Source organism: Telluria sp. LT1R51-2 (genome assembly GCF_059685775.1).
Genome location: NZ_JCASIM010000002.1, coordinates 529,547 through 545,496 on the forward strand (window position 1 = coordinate 529,547; position 15,950 = coordinate 545,496).

At 66.3% G+C, this 15,950-nt stretch carries 13 protein-coding genes; 1 reads left to right on the plus strand and 12 read right to left on the minus strand.

Annotated elements, in window-relative coordinates:
* Positions 1–136: 136 nt before the first annotated feature.
* Positions 137–3,169, minus strand: coding sequence for a TonB-dependent receptor (locus AC56LH_RS20570; protein WP_499649221.1), 3,033 nt, complete (start codon positions 3,167–3,169; stop codon positions 137–139).
* A 503-nt stretch (positions 3,170–3,672) separates the two neighbouring features.
* Here AC56LH_RS20570 and AC56LH_RS20575 point away from each other — a divergent pair.
* Positions 3,673–5,259: a family 16 glycosylhydrolase gene (locus AC56LH_RS20575; RefSeq protein ID WP_499649223.1), complete on the plus strand. Its 1,587-nt coding sequence runs from the start codon at positions 3,673–3,675 to the stop codon at positions 5,257–5,259.
* Here the strand turns inward: AC56LH_RS20575 and AC56LH_RS20580 are convergent.
* From AC56LH_RS20580 to AC56LH_RS20630, 11 genes are all read right to left on the minus strand, one after another.
* Complete coding sequence (locus AC56LH_RS20580) at positions 5,242–6,132, minus strand: tetratricopeptide repeat protein (RefSeq protein WP_499649225.1); 891 nt, start codon at positions 6,130–6,132, stop codon at positions 5,242–5,244. The two genes, AC56LH_RS20575 and AC56LH_RS20580, sit on opposite strands and share 18 nt — an antisense overlap.
* Positions 6,133–6,148: 16 nt before the next feature.
* The gene (locus tag AC56LH_RS20585) at positions 6,149–7,093 is read right to left on the minus strand and encodes a type II secretion system F family protein (protein ID WP_499649813.1); all 945 of its coding nucleotides are present in this window, start codon (positions 7,091–7,093) and stop codon (positions 6,149–6,151) included.
* 7 nt (positions 7,094–7,100) lie between these two features.
* The gene (locus AC56LH_RS20590) at positions 7,101–8,081 is read right to left on the minus strand and encodes a type II secretion system F family protein (RefSeq protein ID WP_499649227.1); all 981 of its coding nucleotides are present in this window, start codon (positions 8,079–8,081) and stop codon (positions 7,101–7,103) included.
* Positions 8,082–8,091: 10 nt separating this feature from the next.
* Positions 8,092–9,438, minus strand: coding sequence for a TadA family conjugal transfer-associated ATPase (locus AC56LH_RS20595; RefSeq protein WP_499649229.1), 1,347 nt, complete (start codon positions 9,436–9,438; stop codon positions 8,092–8,094).
* 37 nt (positions 9,439–9,475) lie between these two features.
* Entirely contained in the window at positions 9,476–10,651 is a 1,176-nt protein-coding gene (locus AC56LH_RS20600; RefSeq protein WP_499649231.1) for a CpaE/TadZ family protein, read from the minus strand.
* A gap of 30 nt (positions 10,652–10,681) precedes the next feature.
* Positions 10,682–10,954: a hypothetical protein gene (locus AC56LH_RS20605; protein ID WP_499649233.1), complete on the minus strand. Its 273-nt coding sequence runs from the start codon at positions 10,952–10,954 to the stop codon at positions 10,682–10,684.
* Between the two features lie 14 nt (positions 10,955–10,968).
* On the minus strand, positions 10,969–12,498 hold the full coding sequence (locus tag AC56LH_RS20610; RefSeq protein ID WP_499649235.1) for a type II and III secretion system protein family protein: 1,530 nt from the start codon (positions 12,496–12,498) through the stop codon (positions 10,969–10,971).
* A 20-nt stretch (positions 12,499–12,518) separates the two neighbouring features.
* Positions 12,519–13,370, minus strand: coding sequence for a Flp pilus assembly protein CpaB (cpaB, locus tag AC56LH_RS20615; protein ID WP_499649237.1), 852 nt, complete (start codon positions 13,368–13,370; stop codon positions 12,519–12,521).
* Positions 13,367–14,731, minus strand: a complete 1,365-nt coding sequence (locus tag AC56LH_RS20620) for a DUF8689 domain-containing protein (protein WP_499649239.1) — start codon at positions 14,729–14,731, stop codon at positions 13,367–13,369. Before AC56LH_RS20620 ends, cpaB begins: the two co-directional genes overlap by 4 nt.
* A 100-nt stretch (positions 14,732–14,831) precedes the next feature.
* Positions 14,832–15,377 (minus strand): A24 family peptidase, encoded by a 546-nt coding sequence (locus AC56LH_RS20625; protein ID WP_499649241.1) that lies wholly within the window; start codon positions 15,375–15,377, stop codon positions 14,832–14,834.
* 57 nt (positions 15,378–15,434) lie between these two features.
* Positions 15,435–15,629 carry a Flp family type IVb pilin gene (locus AC56LH_RS20630; RefSeq protein ID WP_499649243.1) on the minus strand — a complete coding sequence of 65 codons (195 nt, stop codon included), beginning with the start codon at positions 15,627–15,629 and terminating at the stop codon, positions 15,435–15,437.
* Positions 15,630–15,950: the final 321 nt, after the last annotated feature.

A 15,950-nucleotide genomic window follows, 5' to 3' on the forward strand; every position in this document is an offset into this window, starting at 1 on the left:
GTCTCGTTGTCTTTGTTGGAATCACGCGGTGAAACGACAGCGGCGGGCCGGCTGAAGCCGACCCGCCGCTGCGGTTGCAGGGCCGGTGTGCGGGAAGTCTACTCCCGAATACCGGCGCCGGCCAGACGGTGCGCTATCAGAATTTGTAGCGCGCCGCCAGCATGTAACGTGGACCTGATTGCGTCACGAACAGCACCTGCTGCTTGGTGCGGCCGTGCGTGCGCTGGATCTCGTCGGTCAGGTTGATGCCCTCGAACGACACCGACAGGTTCTTGTTGACGTTGTAGCCGACGCTCAGATCGAGCTGGCCGTACGCTTCGACGTAGTTCGGGTTCGGGCCCGAGCCGTCGAACGTCGACGACAGGAACTCGTCGCGCCAGTTGTAGGCCGCGCGCACGTTCCACTTGTCGTTCTCGAAGATACCCACCAGGTTGGCCGAGTCGCCCAGGCCGACCAGTGCGAACTGCTCGCCCACGCTGCCGTTGTCGTATTTCAGACCCGAATTGACGTAGGTGTAGTTGGCCTGTACGCCGAAGCCGCTGTTGCCGAACATGTGCTGGAGGTTGAATTCCAGGCCGCGGATGTTCGCTTTCTTCTGGTTCGAGTACGACGTGATGCGGAAGTTCGCGACCGGATCGGTGCCGATGGCCGTGATGGTGCCGGTGGCATCGCCCGACGCGTTGTTCGGCCCTGCGACCACACCCGGCTGGCCGTTGAAGTTACGGAAGATGTAGTTGCGGATGCAGGTGGTGTCTGCCGTCGTGCAGCTGCCCAGCGCCGCATTCCAGTAGGCGCCGCCCACTGGCGTACGCACGCCGAACGGCTGGGCGATGATCTGCGACTGGCCGGCGTAGTTCTCGAGCTGCTTGCGGAAGTGGTTGACCGAGATGAAGCTTTGACGACCGTAGTACCACTCGAGCGCCAGGTCGAAGTTCTTCGACTTGACCGGCTCCAGTGCCGGATTGCCCTGCGAACCGGTACCGCCTTCGACGCGCGCCAGCGTGTCGAGCACCTGGCCACCGGCGATCTGGTCGTAGCGTGGGCGGCCGATGGTGTGACCGTAGCTGAAGCGGCCCTTGATGTCGTCGCGCAGGGCGATGTCGGCATCAAAGCTTGGCAGCACGTGGCTGTAGTCGCCTTTCAGGGTGGTGAAGCCGGACTGGCCGAACACCACTGGCAGCTCGTTCTGCGAGACCCAGCTGATCGCGACCGGGGTCGGCACCAGCGCGGTGGAGCTGACGTCCGTCTTCTCGTAACGCACGCCGAGCGAGGTATTGATCGGGTAGCGCGTGTTCCATTCGGTGTTGAACTGCAGGTACAGGCTCTTCGATTTTTCTTCGGTGCGGCGGTCGGTGTCGTAGGTGGTCTTCGGCACATACAGCTGCGGTAGGCCGGACGCCTGCGCCACGATGTCGCGGATCTGGCTGAAGTTGAAGGTGTGGAAGCGGTCGAACAGGGCCGGATTGTTGCTGCCGTTGACCTGGTCGAAGTACTTGCCCAGGCTGTCGACGGTAAACAGGCTGGCCGGATAGTCGGATGCCTGCGTCGCGCCGCCCCAGGTGTCGCGCTGCTGCACCGAGAACGCCGAGCGGTAATCGACCTTGGTCGCGCCCAGGCCGAACTTGACCTCGGAGGCTTCCAGCACTTTCCAGCTGCCGTGCGTCTGGATCTGGTCGACTTCGGTCTTCATGTAGCCGTTCTCGAACACCGAGCCGGTCACCTGCTGCGGCGCACGTGCGTAGTCGGCGCCCTGGATGCTCAGCACCGGGAAGTCCTGCGAGAAGTCGGCGGTGGTGTTGCCACGGCTGAAGCTCGCGGTGCCGATCACGTTGCTCGAACCGAACGGGCTGTCCGGGGTCGATTCGGCCGACGAGCTGTGCGCATCGAGCTCGAAACGCAGCTCGGGCGTGACGCGCCAGACCGTGTTGAAGCCCAGCGATTTGTTTTCGCTCTTGGTCGCAAAGTCCGACACGCCCATCGCGATGTCGGCGTTACCGGCCGGGATGAATTCGGTGTAGGTCAGCGGACCGGCGATCGGGCCGTCGGTCCAGCTGCTCGACGACGGGCCGAAGTTGAACCACGCCGACATGTCATTGCGGCGGGTGTGGATCTTGTTTTCCGAATAGGTGTAATCGAGGGTGCTGGTGATCGACTTGTTCGGTGCGAACTGGAACACGACCTGGCCATTGGTGCGCTCGCGCTGCACGCCGCTCAGGTTGTAGTTCAGGTTCTGCGGGGTCTGGTACAGGTCGGTCGGACCTGGGCGGTTCGTGATCAGCTCCGAGCCTGGCTGGCCTGGCAGCGGGATCGCACCGTAGGTTGCCTGGTCGCCGCGGAACGGGCCCTTCCAGCCATTGGCCACCGACGCGCGGTTGTAGCCCAGATTACGCTCCTGATAGCTGGCCGACAGGCCGATGCCGAAACGGCCATCGGCCGAGGTGTTCGAGTAGATGCCCGAGACTTCCGGCGTGACCTTGTTGCCGTGCTGGAGACCATCCGGCAGGTTGGTGGCCGACGTGTCGTGCACGCCCTTGATGCCGATGCTGGCCTGCATGCCGGGGCGCGACAGCGGACGCGCGGTGATCACGTTGATGGTCGCGCCCACGCCGCCGGTCGGGGTCTCGGCACGGCTCGATTTGTACACCTGCAGCTGCGAGATCGCTTCGGAGGCGATGTTGGCGAAGTCGAATGCGCGGCCATTGCGGTCGCCCAGGTTCGACACCGGCATCTGGCGGCCATTGAGCAGCACCAGGTTGAAGTCGGGGCCCACGCCGCGCACGGTGATCTTCGAGCCTTCGCCGATTTCGCGGTCGATCGACACGCCCGAGATGCGCTGCAGCGATTCGGCCAGGTTCGTGTCGGGGAATTTGCCGATGTCTTCGGCGACGATGCCGTCCACGAAGCCCTGCGCATTGCGCTTGAGGTTCATCGACGATTCGAGACTGGCGCGCAGGCCGGTCACGACGACGGTCTGCGTGCCGTTTTGCGCGGGGCCGGTGATCGATGCGGTGGGATTGCTCGCCGCGTCGACCGCCTGGTCAGGGGCGCTGGTGGCGGTTTCGGCTGGCGGCATGCTGGCCGCTTCCTGGGCAAACGCCGGCATGAACGCCGCGCATGCGCTGGCAACTGCCAGACTGATCAAGGTCTGTTTAGCCTTTGGGTAGTACATGTCTTCTCCTGTTTTTATAAATATGACCGTGCTCAGACACGGTGTCTCCGCCATCCGGATGCGTCGCCGCTGCCCCGGGTACTGCCTTTCAAACCCGGGCGCCTCCTTGCCCGGCGACACGCCACCATGTGGTGCAGCGAGACCGATCGGCTGGTGCCGATGGCCTCGCTGCGTGAATCGCCGGGTGCGCGCTGCACTGTGTCATGTGTCCTCGGCTCCTTGGCGGGTTGCGCCAATCGGGGATCGAAGGGAATTTGTCCGTCGCATGGAAACGTTTCCATGCAGTGAGCTGAATCTTAGAGTTATGAAAATAAATTGTCAACGGAATATTCCGTTACCGCGTCAACAGGGGTGACGTAGTTTTGCAACACTTTGGTGCGCAAGGCACGGCAACCAGGCCGCACCAGCGATGGATGGCGGGCGCACCGTCTGCATTGACGGGATGTGCCTGGCACGCTATAGTCGGCTTGACGTTTTGGTAACGTTTCCAAACTGGAGCATGCATGCACCATTTTCTGGCCTTCTGCGCACGGCGCGTCTACCGCAGCACCCTGCTTGCCACTGTCTGTGTCGCCTGTGCTGCCAGCGCGCATGCTGCCGCGCCAGTGCCGGCGCCCGCATTTGCCTGGCCCGGTGGCGCGCGCGCCGCGGTCAGCCTCGCCTACGACGACGCGCTCGACTCGCAACTCGACAACGCGCTGCCGGCGCTGGACCGCCATGGCATCAAGGGCACCTTCTATCTGCAGCTATCGAGCCCGCCGGTGGCAGCACGTTTGCCTGCGTGGCGCGCAGCGGCTGCCCGCGGTCATGAACTGGGCAACCACAGCCTGTTCCACCAGTGCTCCAGCAAGGGCCAGGATCGCGGCTGGGTCGCTGCGCATCGTGACCTCGCCACGACCGGCCGCGCGCAGATGGTCGACCAGGTCCTGCTGGCCAACACGATGCTCGAAGCGATCGACAGCCGGCGCGAGCGCACCTACACCGCGCCCTGCGGCGACGTGCAGGCGCTGGACGGCGACTACCTGCCGGCACTGCGCCCGGCATTCGTCGCGATCAAGGCGGGCAATGGCCCAGGCGTGCCGGCATCGATGGCAGCGGTCGACCCGTACCAGGTTGCCTCGGTCGGCCCGGTGGGCGCCAGTGGTGCAGAACTGATCGCATTGGTGGAGCAAGCTGTCGCACGCGGCACCATGGTCGCCTTCACCTTCCACGGCATCGGCGGCGACCATCTGAGCGTGTCCACACAGGCGCATGACGAACTGGTGCGCTACCTCGCCGCGCACCGTGACGTGGTCTGGACCGATACGTTCATCAACATCATGCAGCACGTCAGGCAAGAGCAGGCGCGCCTGTCCGGCTGGACGCTCGAATGGAGCGACGAATTCAATGGCGCAGCGCTCGATCGCACGATCTGGACGCTGGAAACGGGCGGGCATGGCTGGGGCAACAACGAGATGCAGTTCTACACAGCGCGGCCCGAGAACGTGCGTGTAGAGGACGGCCACCTCGTCATCGAGGCGCGCAAGGAGCGCTACCAGGGCAAGGATTACACGTCGGCGCGGCTCAAGACAGCCGGCCTGAAAGAGACCCGGTACGGGCGCTTCGAAGCGCGCATCAAGGTGCCGAAGGGCCAGGGCATCTGGCCGGCGTTCTGGATGCTGGGCGCCGACATCGGCAAGGTCGGCTGGCCGCAGAGCGGCGAGATCGACATCATGGAAATCATTGGCAAGGAACCGCGCAATGCCTATGGCACGCTGCACGGGCCGGGCTACTCGGGCGAGCACGCGTTCAGCAAACCGATCGCGCTGGACGGCGCCGACTATGGCGACGACTTCCACGTGTTCGCCATCGAATGGGAACCGCAGGCCATCCGCTGGTACCGCGATGGCGTGCACTACCACACCGCCACGCCGGCTCTCGTAAAAGGCGACTGGGTGTTCGAGCACCCGTTCTTCGTGCTGCTGAACCTGGCCGTCGGCGGCTACTGGCCCGGTTACCCGGACAGCACGACCGCTTTCCCGCGCCGGATGCTGGTCGATTATGTGCGGGTGTATCGCAGGGACGTGACCGGTTCAGCGCAGCGACAGTAACGCCGTTGCACCGGTATCCAGGCGCAGCGCAGTGCCGTAATGCGCCAGGTCGCGGCCCAGCACCAGGCGCAGATTGGCCGGCGTGCTGCGTTCGACTTCCTGCAGGTGAACGCTGCCCACGCGCTGCGCCAGACGCCGGGCTGCATCAACGTGCGCTGCGTCGTATTCGATGCGTGTGTGGCGCACTGCAAACCCGGGCTGGTTCGACAGGCGCGTGACCCGCAGGCCAGGTGCGTCGATCTGGCGCGCCAGCGCGCGTGCCATGCCGGTCACGCCATTACCGTTGCGGATTTCGAGGCGCGCCACGGTCGGCCGTCCGGACGGTGACTGCACCGCAGGCTGCACGACAGGCAAGCTTGCCGGTATGCGGCGCAGTTCCATCATGCCGTCCACGCCGACGTGGATCTGTGCCTGCGCCCAGCCGGGCCGTGGCGCGTCCAGCGCCTGGTCCAGCGCGGCGATGCCGGTCTGGCTGCCGGTTGCAGCAAAGTCCGCGCGCAAGTCGTGCTGGCGCAGCGACGCCGCCTGGCGCAGCATCTGCTGCGCGCGTGCACCCTGCCCCAGCGCGGCCAGCGCCTCGCCCAGCAACTGCCACGAATCTGCCACCAGCGGGTCGAGCAGGCAGGCTTGTTCCAGTGCCGTGCGGGCAGCGTCGTAATCGCCACTGCGCAGATACGCGTTGCCAAGGTTGACAAACCGCTGGGCGGCGTCGGGTTCGGCGTCTGCTTGCAGCGCTGCATCCAGGTCGCGCCAGATGGCGCTCGATGCAGGCGCGGCGTCGCCTGGCGCCTGCAGCGGCGCGCACGCCACGAGGCCGGCGCACAGCCATGCCAGCCGGATGAACCGGGTGCTACGGTGAATGGTCGGGCGCATGGCGGACTCCTTGGGTTCAGCGCGCGCTGGCCAGCGCGCTCATGGCACGGGAAATCTGGATCGCCGCCGGTCCCAGAAGGACCATCATCAGCGTCGGAAAGATGCAGAAGATCAGCGGGAACAGCAGCTTGAGGCCGATGCGCGCGGCCGTTTCTTCGGCGATCATGCGCCGCTTGTGGCGCAGGTTGTCGGCATACACGCGCAGTGCATCGCCCACGCTGGTGCCGAAACGTTCGGACTGGATCAGCATGGCGACCAGGGTGTCGACATCGTCCACGCCCGAACGCAGCGCGAAGTTGCGCAGCGCCTTTTCCTTGGTGAAGCCGGCGCGCATTTCCATCAGCACGATCTGCATTTCCTGGGCCAGCAGCATGCTCTTGATATGGATTTCGGCGGCCACCTTGACCAGGGCGCGCTCCAGGCTCAGGCCCGCCTCGACGCATACCGTCAACAGATCGAGCGCATCGGGAATGGTCTCGAAGATCTCGCGCCGGCGCCGTTTGATGCGACGCGCCAGCACGGCGTTGGGCAGGTAGTAGCCAAGCGCGGCGCCACCCAGCAGGATCATCAGCATCATGCGGCCCGATGTCCCGCTGCGCCACAGCAGCATGGGCGCGAGGACAGCGGGCGCCAGCAATGCCAGCGTGGTCTTGGCCGCAAAATAGAGGGTCGGCGCTGCCGGATTGCGCCAGCCGGCGTTCATGAACCGGGTGCGCAGCGTCGATTTTTCCCAGCCTTCCTCGGGAATCGACAGCCGGGTGAGCGGGCGGGCAACGCTGGCGATCCGCTCGATCCAGCGCAGGCGCGGCACGTCGCCGGCGCCCGACGGGGCGCGCTGGCCGAGAAACTGGCGCAGGCGTTCACGCAAGGCGACCGGGGCAAACAAGGCCAGCCCGACCCAGCACAGTGCGCAGACAACGACGAACACCACCAGCAGGAATATCAGTTGGGTGATCTTCATCATGGCCTCACACGCGGATGCGGATGGTCAGGCGCAGCCACAGCACGCCGACGATGATCATGCCCAGGCCGTACCACAGCAGCCGCTCGCCGCTCGGATCGGTCCACAGCATGCTGACGTAATGCGGGCTGCTGACCGTCATCACGCCCATCACGCCAAATGGCAGCAGGCCCAGAATCCAGGCCGACATACGGCCTTCGGCGGACAGCACCCGTACCTGGGCCACGAGTTTGAGGCGCGCGCGGATGATGCCGCTGATATTGCCGAGGATTTCGGCCAGGTTGCCGCCCGAGTCGCGCTGGATCAGCACCGCGATCACCAGGTAGCGCAGGTCGGTCAGCGGAATGCGCGCGGCCAGGCCGTGCAGCGCTTCGTTCATCGGGACGCCATAATTGATTTCTTCGCGCGCGATCCGAAATTCGCCGGCCAGCGGCTCGGGCAGTTCATTGCCGACGATCTGCAGCACATTGATGAACGAGTGCCCGGCGCGCAGCGCGCGCGCGATGAAGTCTGCCGCCTCCGGCAACTGGTGCTCGATGCGGATCAGGCGCCGGCTGCGCATCCGGTGCAGCAACCACCAGGGCAGGCCCGGGCTGGTTACGCACAGCACCAGGCGCGCCGGCAGGGGCAGCGACCAGACGGCGCACGCCACCAGGACCGTGCTCACGCAGCCAAAAGTAGCAGCGATGAAGTGGCTGACCGTCCAGGTGGCCCCGGCCTGCACCAGCAGCGCATCGATGCGCTGGGCCAGGACCGCCCGGTGCAGCAGCCGGTCGAGGGCAGGCTGGCGGCTGAAGGGGCGCTGCTTGAGGATGGAAATGCGTTCGCCCGAGCGGCTCTGCGCACCGCCGGACATCACCTGCAGGCGGCGTGCAATGCGGCGCGCTGCGGCGCCGCGGGTACTCATCCACCACAGGTAAAACCCTTCGACAGCCAGGATGACAGCGGCGAACAGCACCACGACGAACGCATAGAACAGGGTGTCCATGAGCGATCCTTCAATCAAACACGCGGTCGGGATCGAACGCGTCGTCCGGCACCGGCACCCCGAACAGCCGGAGGCGGTCGGCAAAACGCGGCCGCACGCCGGTGGCGCTGAAGTGGCCAAGCACCCTGCCCTGCGGATCGACACCGCGCTGTTCGAAGCGGAAGATCTCCTGCATCGAGATGATCTCGCCTTCCATGCCGGTGATCTCCTGCATGCTCACCAGCTTGCGCGTGCCGTCGGTCAGGCGCGATACCTGCAGCACCACCGTCACCGCCGAAACGATCTGCTGGCGGATCGCGCGCGGCGTCAGGTTGACCGCGGCCATGCTGACCATGTTTTCCAGGCGCGAGAGCGCATCGCGCGGCGTGTTCGAGTGGATCGTGGCGAGCGAGCCCTCGTGCCCCGTGTTCATCGCCTGCAGCATGTCGAGCGCCTCGGCGCCGCGGACCTCACCCAGGATGATGCGGTCGGGTCGCATGCGCAGTGCGTTGCGCACCAGCGCGCGCTGCGTGACTTCGCCCTTGTCCTCGATGTTCGGCGGTCGCGTTTCCAGGCGCACGACATGCGGCTGGCGCAGTTGCAGCTCGGCCGCATCCTCGATCGTCACGACGCGCTCGCTGGCCGGGATGAACCCCGAGATCAGATTGAGCAAGGTGGTCTTGCCGCTGCCCGTACCGCCCGAGATCAGGATGTTGACCTTGGCCGTGCCCAGGCCCTCGATCACCTGGATCATCGGCGGGGCCATGCTTTTGTATTCAAGCAGGTTCTGTACCGTCAGCGGACTGCCGCCGAAGCGGCGGATCGACAGGATCGGCCCGTCCACGGCCAGCGGCGGAATGATGGCATTCACGCGTGAGCCGTCCGGCAGGCGCGCATCGACCATCGGGCTCGATTCGTCGACCCGGCGTCCCACGCGCGAGACGATTTTTTCGATGATCTTCATCAGGTGGGCGTTGTCGTGGAAGGTGACATCGGTCAGTTCGAGCTTGCCGTAGCGTTCGACCCAGACCTTGCTGGCGGTGTTGACCAGGATGTCCGAGATGGTCGGATCTGCCAGCAGCGGCTCGAGGGGGCCGAAGCCCAGCATCTCGTGCTGGATGTCGAGCACCAGGTGATGGCGCTCGTGCTGGTTCAGCACGATGCGTTCGTCTTCGATGATGCGCTGGACCAGCAGCGCCAGTTCGTGCTTGAACTGTTCGGCGGTCAGGCGCTTCAGGCGCTCCAGGTCGATCCGGTCGAGGATCATCTGGTGCATCAGCTTCTTGAGCTCCTGGTAAGCGTGGTTGGGCGCTTCGTGCGATTCGGCGCCGGTCGGGCGCTCGGGGTCGGGCAGCGCAAGGCGTTCGCGAAGGGACATCGATGTCTCCAGAGCGTGATTGAAGCGGGGGGACGGGTCAGTCGTCGTGATCCTGGCGCCCGAACAGGCGCCCCAGCAGGCCGCGGCTTTCGTGGACCCGCTGCGCGGTCACCAGTTCGACCAGGTCGGCCAGGCTGCGCGCGGCGGCGCTCGAGCGCGACAGCTGCAGCACCGGCACGCCCTGGTTCACCGAGTCGGTGACCGCGATGTAATCGTTGGGGAAGGTGTGCACCACTTCGCAGCCCAGCGCCGCGTGCAGGTCCTGCAGGCGCAGCTTGCCGCCCTTCTCGTAGCGGTTGACGATCAGGCGGATGTTGTCGAGCACATAGCCGAGCGAGCGGAAGATGTCGAGCAGGCGGCGCGCATCGCGGATGTCGGGCAGCGCCAGTTGCAGCAACGGATAGATGGTGTCGGTCGCGTCCAGCGCGCGCAGCGACACCGCATCGATCTGGCGCCCGACGTCGAGCAGCACGTAATCGTAGTGCTGGCGCGCCACGCGCAGGATGGTGTCGATGTGTTCGGGCTTGGCCTGCCGTTCGTGGGCCGGATCGTCGGCCGCCGCCAGCACGCCGAAGCCGGGCGTGACGTGCACCAGGCACGATTCGAGAAACGGTCCGTCGATGCGCGCAATCTGGGCGCACACGTCCGACATCGTCATGGCCGGTTTCTGGTCCGACACGTACAGGGCAGCGTCGCCGAACTGGCCATGCAGGTCGACCAGTAGTACCTTCTTGCCCGCCAGCGTGGCCAGCGCATAGCCGAAATTGGTCGAGATAAAGGTGGCCCCGCTGCCGCCCTTGCAGGCAATGAATGCCAGCACCTTCCCGTCGCGCATGGTCGACATGCCGGCGGCGCTGGCGATGCGGTCCATCGCCTCATGGAAGGCGCGGTGCACCAGCGGCAGTTGCAGCAGCTCGCGCACGCCGGCGCGCATTGCGGTGATCAACAGGTCGGGCTGGTGCTGGGTGGTCAGCAGCATCAGTTGCGACGTCGGATACTGGCGGCCCAGGCGCTCGAGCAGGTTGGCTTCGGACGGTTCGAGGTTGCTGGCATCGACGATCACGAGTTGCGGCGCATCGGGATCGGGCCGGTCAAGCGCTTCGCGCAGGCCGGCGCGGGTTGCGGCCACCTGCATGGGCGGCACGCGCGCGGCGCCCTGGGAAGCCAGTTCCGCATACAGGTGGCTGTCGCAGCTGATCAGGAGCGCTCTCATGAAATCCTCGATATGGGTGTAGCCGCGCGCTCAGTGCGAACGAATCATGGGCGCCGGCTGGCCGGTGTCCGGTTGTGCGAACGAGCGCTCATAGTTGTCGATGGCGGCGCGCGCTGCCGGTCCACTGAGCCCCGCCGCGGGGTGGCGGATGCTGCCTGCCGCCGGGTCGATCGTCTGCGCGGCCAGGTTGGCGCGGGTGGCCGCACCGAACTGGTTGTCCCAGTTCGGCGTGCCCGAGACGCAGCCTTGCGCGCCGCCGGCGAGCAGCGCCAGCGCTGCCCAGCGTGTGAATGTGGATGCCATGCTGCTCTCCTGGTTCAGTGCGGGGTCGCCGGCGCCGGCGCCGGTGCGGAGGGAACGGGCGTGGTGCCAACGGCAGGCGCACCTTCCAGACGCCCGCCGAGCAGCACGCCGGCGCGTGACGGCACGTCGAAACGGTCGGTGGGCAAACTCAGGCTGCCGGCCGGCAGCGGCTTGACCAGGCGCGCCGTGATCACGAACACCAGTTCGCTGCGCTCCTGCTGGAAGTCGGTGCTGCGAAACAGCGCGCCCAGCACCGGCACGTCGCCCAGTCCCGGCAAGCCTTTCAGATTGGCGACCAGGTTGTTGCGCACCAGGCCACCGATGGCGAAACTCTGGCCGTCATGCAGCTGCACCGTGGTGCTGGCGCGGCGCGTGGTCAGCAGCGGCATGATCGCGGTGCCGGCAATGCCGGCGGCGCTGATGCCGATCCCTTCGCGCGACAGCTCCGACACCTCTGGCGCGACCTTCAGGTTGATCAGTCCGCCACCGAGCACGGTCGGGGTAAAGCGCAGGCCGACGCCGAATTCCCGTTCTTCCAGCGTCACCTTGTTGTTGTCCTGCGCCACCGGGATGAAGAATTTGCCGCCGGCGAGGAACGCGCCTTCCTGGCCGCTGAGGGCCAGCACGTTCGGTTCGGCCAGGATACGCACCAGGCCATCGAGCTTGTCGGCGTCGATGCCGAAGCGGTTGCCGTTGGATTTCAGGCCAGCCAGACCCCCGCGCGCCAGACCGCTGAGAAAATCGCTGGCCAGCGTGGTGGTCCAGCTGCCCGACCCGAAGCTCAGGCGGATCCCGCTTTCAAGCCGCTCGAGCAGCGTGCGCGCGACTTCGGCCACCTTGACCTCGAGCTGCACCTGCTGGGGCGCGCTGACTGCCAGCAGGTTGACCACGCGGGCGCTGGCGCCACCGGCGCCGGCAGCCGCGCCGCTGCTGCTCCCTTTGTCGACCAGGATCACGCCGTCGGTCGCGTTGTCCTTGTCGGGCGCCGGCAATGGGCGCAGCGGGCGGCGCACGTAAGCGCCAGCCAGTTCCACCGCGCGGTTGACCGCGCTGGCGTCGCTGACGGTGCCGGTCAGCACCAGCGTGTCATTCGCGGCCAGCACCCGGATCTGCTTCTCGTCCGGCATGGCCGCGCCCAGCATGGCCTGCAGGCCGCCCGGGTCCATCGCGACCGTGATGTCGATCACGCTGCACAAGCCGCTGCGGCCCTGCACGATCATATTGGTGGTGCCGACATCGACGCCGGCGATGTACAGCGTGTCCGGCGCGACCAGCATCGCCTGCACCACGGCCGGGTTGCCGACGCTGCGCCGGCGCACCGCTTCGGGCAGGCGCAGCATGGTCGACTTGCCCATCTGGAGCGCCATGACGGCGGGCCGGGCCGCCTCGCCCTGGCAGCCGGTGTCCAGGCGCAGGTCAGGCCGGGCTGCCGTGCCGGGTGCTGCGGTTTTCTGGGCGACCGGTGCCGCCAGCGCCAGGGCGCTCACACCTGTCAGCATGGCTGCAAGACAAACGCGCAGTGCGCTCGTGGGATGTCGGTGCATGATCGGTCCAATCGTAGACATCAGAAGCACTCCTGCGATGCGTGCAGGCCGTTGATGACGCTGATGCAGTTCCGGTGCTGTACCGGCAGCGGCGCCCGCACCTGCTGCAAGCGTGGCCGTGCTGGCAGCGCTGCGCGCAGCACGACCGGCGCCGCGGGTGGCGCCGGCAGCAGGTTCTCTTTGGTGGCGCCGGTGGTGGTGGTGGCGGCCGGGTCGATCTGGTTGCGCAGCGCGAGCGACAGCGCGCCGACGCTGCGCGCCAGGTCCAGCTTTTCGGCCTGTTCGGGCGTCACTTCGAGCGTGACGGCATTGACGACCTTGGGCTTGGTCTCGTCGCGGCCCACTTCCTGGGCCACCGCCAGCACCAGGATGCGCTCCAGGACGATCTTCGAGATGCTGTGCGCACGGGCCTGCGGGGCATTCGGATCGGGCGCCGTCTCGGTACTGACGATGATGTCGACATAGTTGCCCGGCAGGGCGAAGCCGGCCACGCCGATCACGTCATTGACGCGCACCGTGATGGCGCGCTTGCCTTCGGCGATCAGGGCCGACAGGCCACCCAGCGTGCCGGCCGGGGCCAGCTTGGCTTCGCTCACCGGCTCGCCGGCGAGCAGGCTGCTGCGCAACACCCGTCCGTTCAGCGCCTTGGGATCGGTGAACGCCCCCTTCGGCACGCTGGCGGTGGGCCAGTCCACCACGATAAACAGCGCCGGGTTGAGACGCTGACCAATGTCGATGTCGCTGCCCGCGACGACGATCCTGCCAGCCGTGGCCACCGGCGCATTGAGCAGCCAGCGCGCGGCCAGCGCCACGGCCAGCAGGCCAAGCAGCACGGCCAGCGCCATCATGATCATGGCTCGTTGATTTTTCATGCTGCGTCTCCTTCGCCGAACAGGCTGTTCCAGGCGCGGGTCAGGCCATCGACATCACAGCGTGGCGCCTGACCGGTATAGCCGGCGAAGTCGGCGATCCGGCCCAGCAGCTCGTGCGGATAGGCGGCCAGCAGCGCGCGCCCGGTGCGGCGGTGCAGGTGCTCGATCAGGAAGGCGATCGCGCTGTCGTCGAGATCGATCCGGCGCAGCCGCGCCTGGCGCCGCAGCAGTGCGCGGTAGCTGTGCTCCGACAGCGGGCCGACCGGAATCCGGTAACCGATGCGGCGCAGGCAGGCGTCGTCGAGCACCGCCTCGGGCGCGAGGCTGGTGATCAGCACCAGACTGACATCGAACGGCAAGGCGTGGGTGGGGCCACCCGGCACCGTGACATGGTCCTGGCCCGCTTCCAGCGCGCCGAGCCAGCGGTGCAGCAGTTCGCCCGGCGGCACGCGCTGGCAACCCAGATCGTCCACCACCAGCAAGCCGTTGTTGGCCAGGATGTGGGGCGGCGCGCGCAGCACGCCGCTACCGGGGTCGCTGCGCAGCTCCAGCATGTCGCGCGCCAGCTCGGGCCCCACGTGCACCAGCGGACGCTGGCTCAGGGCCCAGCGTGCATCGCTGCTGCGACGCTCTTCCAGCGCGCGCGCGTGCAGCGGGACGGGATGCAGCGCCAGGTCGTGCAGCGCGATGATTTCATGGTTCACCAGCACCGCATACGGCACCGCGATCGGGTCCTGGCGCAGGCGTGCCAGCTTGCGTGCCAGCGTCGTCTTGCCGCTGCCGGATGGACCGTACAGCAGCAACGGGCGGCCCGAATGCAGTGCCGCGCCGATCTGCTCGCGAATGGCCGGCGCCAGGCCGTCGCCGTCGAGCAACGCATCGAGCTCGGTGCGCGTGACGCGCGCTGCATCCGGCTGGCGCTGCGACTGGCGCGTGACCACGGCGCGCCACGCCGCCAGCGTCACCGGCGCCGGGCCGACATAGCGCGATTCGGCCAGGTATTCGCCCGCCGCGCGCTGGCCCGGGACGGTCAACTGATAATGCACATCGAGGTCGCTGTCGCCCGAATACGCCACCTCGGCCTGCTGCGCGCCCACCAGCGCCTGCAGCACTTCGCGCAGCACGCTGACCGACAGGCGCAGGCGTCCGGTCAGCCTGGACAAGGGCGACTTGCCGTCGGCATGCAGAGTCTTGATCACGAGCGCCGTCACCAGGCGCGCGTCGAGCCCCGTATCGCGCACCGTGCGCGGCTGACGCGGCAGCACTGCAGCAAGATTGCCATCCGCATCAAAACCCGGCGCAGACAGGGGCAACGATGCATCCGGTCCGGTCAGCGCGGCGGCCGATAACACTCCGATCATGACGTCTCCTGCTGCTGAAGTTGGTTTTGGGAAAACCTCGATTGATTCTAACGAGCATCTATTTGCGCTACTTGATGCCTGACAAGAGCGGCCAAGGCGGTCAAGCGAGGTGTGTGGCGCCGTAACGGCCGACCAGGTGCACGATCGTTCCTGCCGCAATGGCCACGCCATAGGGAATCGAACCCGCGCTGGGGCGGCCGCCGTTATCCGGGCTCGGCAAGCGTTGCAAGCGCAGCAGGATGGGCAGCAACATGGCCCACAGATTGGACAGGGCCAGGCGCAGCCGCCCTTTGACAATCAGTACAACGAGCACCATTACCCCGCCTGCGCACCAGGCCAGGATGGCGATGCGCAGCGCGTCGCCCGCGCCGGTGAAGACGCCGACGGCGGCCATCATCTTGACGTCGCCGGCAGCCATGCCGCGCAGCAGATAGAACGGCAGCAGCACGGCCAGGCCGGTCGCGCAGCCGCCCAACGCGGATAGCAGCGCCGTCACTGGCTGGGGTGACAGCAGGTGCAGCAGCAGCGCGCCGAGTACGCCAGCGAGCAGCAATGAATTGGGAATGCGCCGACTTTCCAGGTCCTTGATCGCGGCGGCCGTCACCAGCAGCAGCAGCAGCGTGTCGAGGTAGGGTGCGATATCCATGATCGGCTCCAGAAAAAATGCCCCCCGGGCCGGACTGCGACCCGGGGGGCACATGGATTACGGTGCAGTCGGGTTAGCGGCGCTCAGCTGATCCCGAATGTACTCGAACGTTTCCTTGATACCAGTGCCCACCTCGCCAGCCACGGTGGCCATTGCGACGCCGATGAGTGCAGCGATCAGGCCATACTCAATGGCAGTCACACCGTTCTCATCCGCGATGAAGGCTTTGATGGCGGAGGTAATCGTGCTCATGACAATACTCCTTGTAGTGGTTGATAAAGTACTGGCTGCGACCGGGCCCGGTCGCCCCTGCTGACTAACTTTGTGCCAGTGAATTGACTATAAGTATTAGTGCCGTGCGGCAATTTGATGATGCTCAGTTTTCCTTGTGGAAATGTTTTTGCTTGAGGAAACGTAAGGCCCAGGCGCCAACGCACGATGACCCGATAAAGCAGGGTAAAAATCACCAAGAATAGTTGCCGCTAGTACAAAAAAGCATTATGCTGCTTCGCTTGGCCGCTGGAAAAAGCGGCATCTCCGGCCCGGTTGCGCGTCATGCCACGCCACATGCAG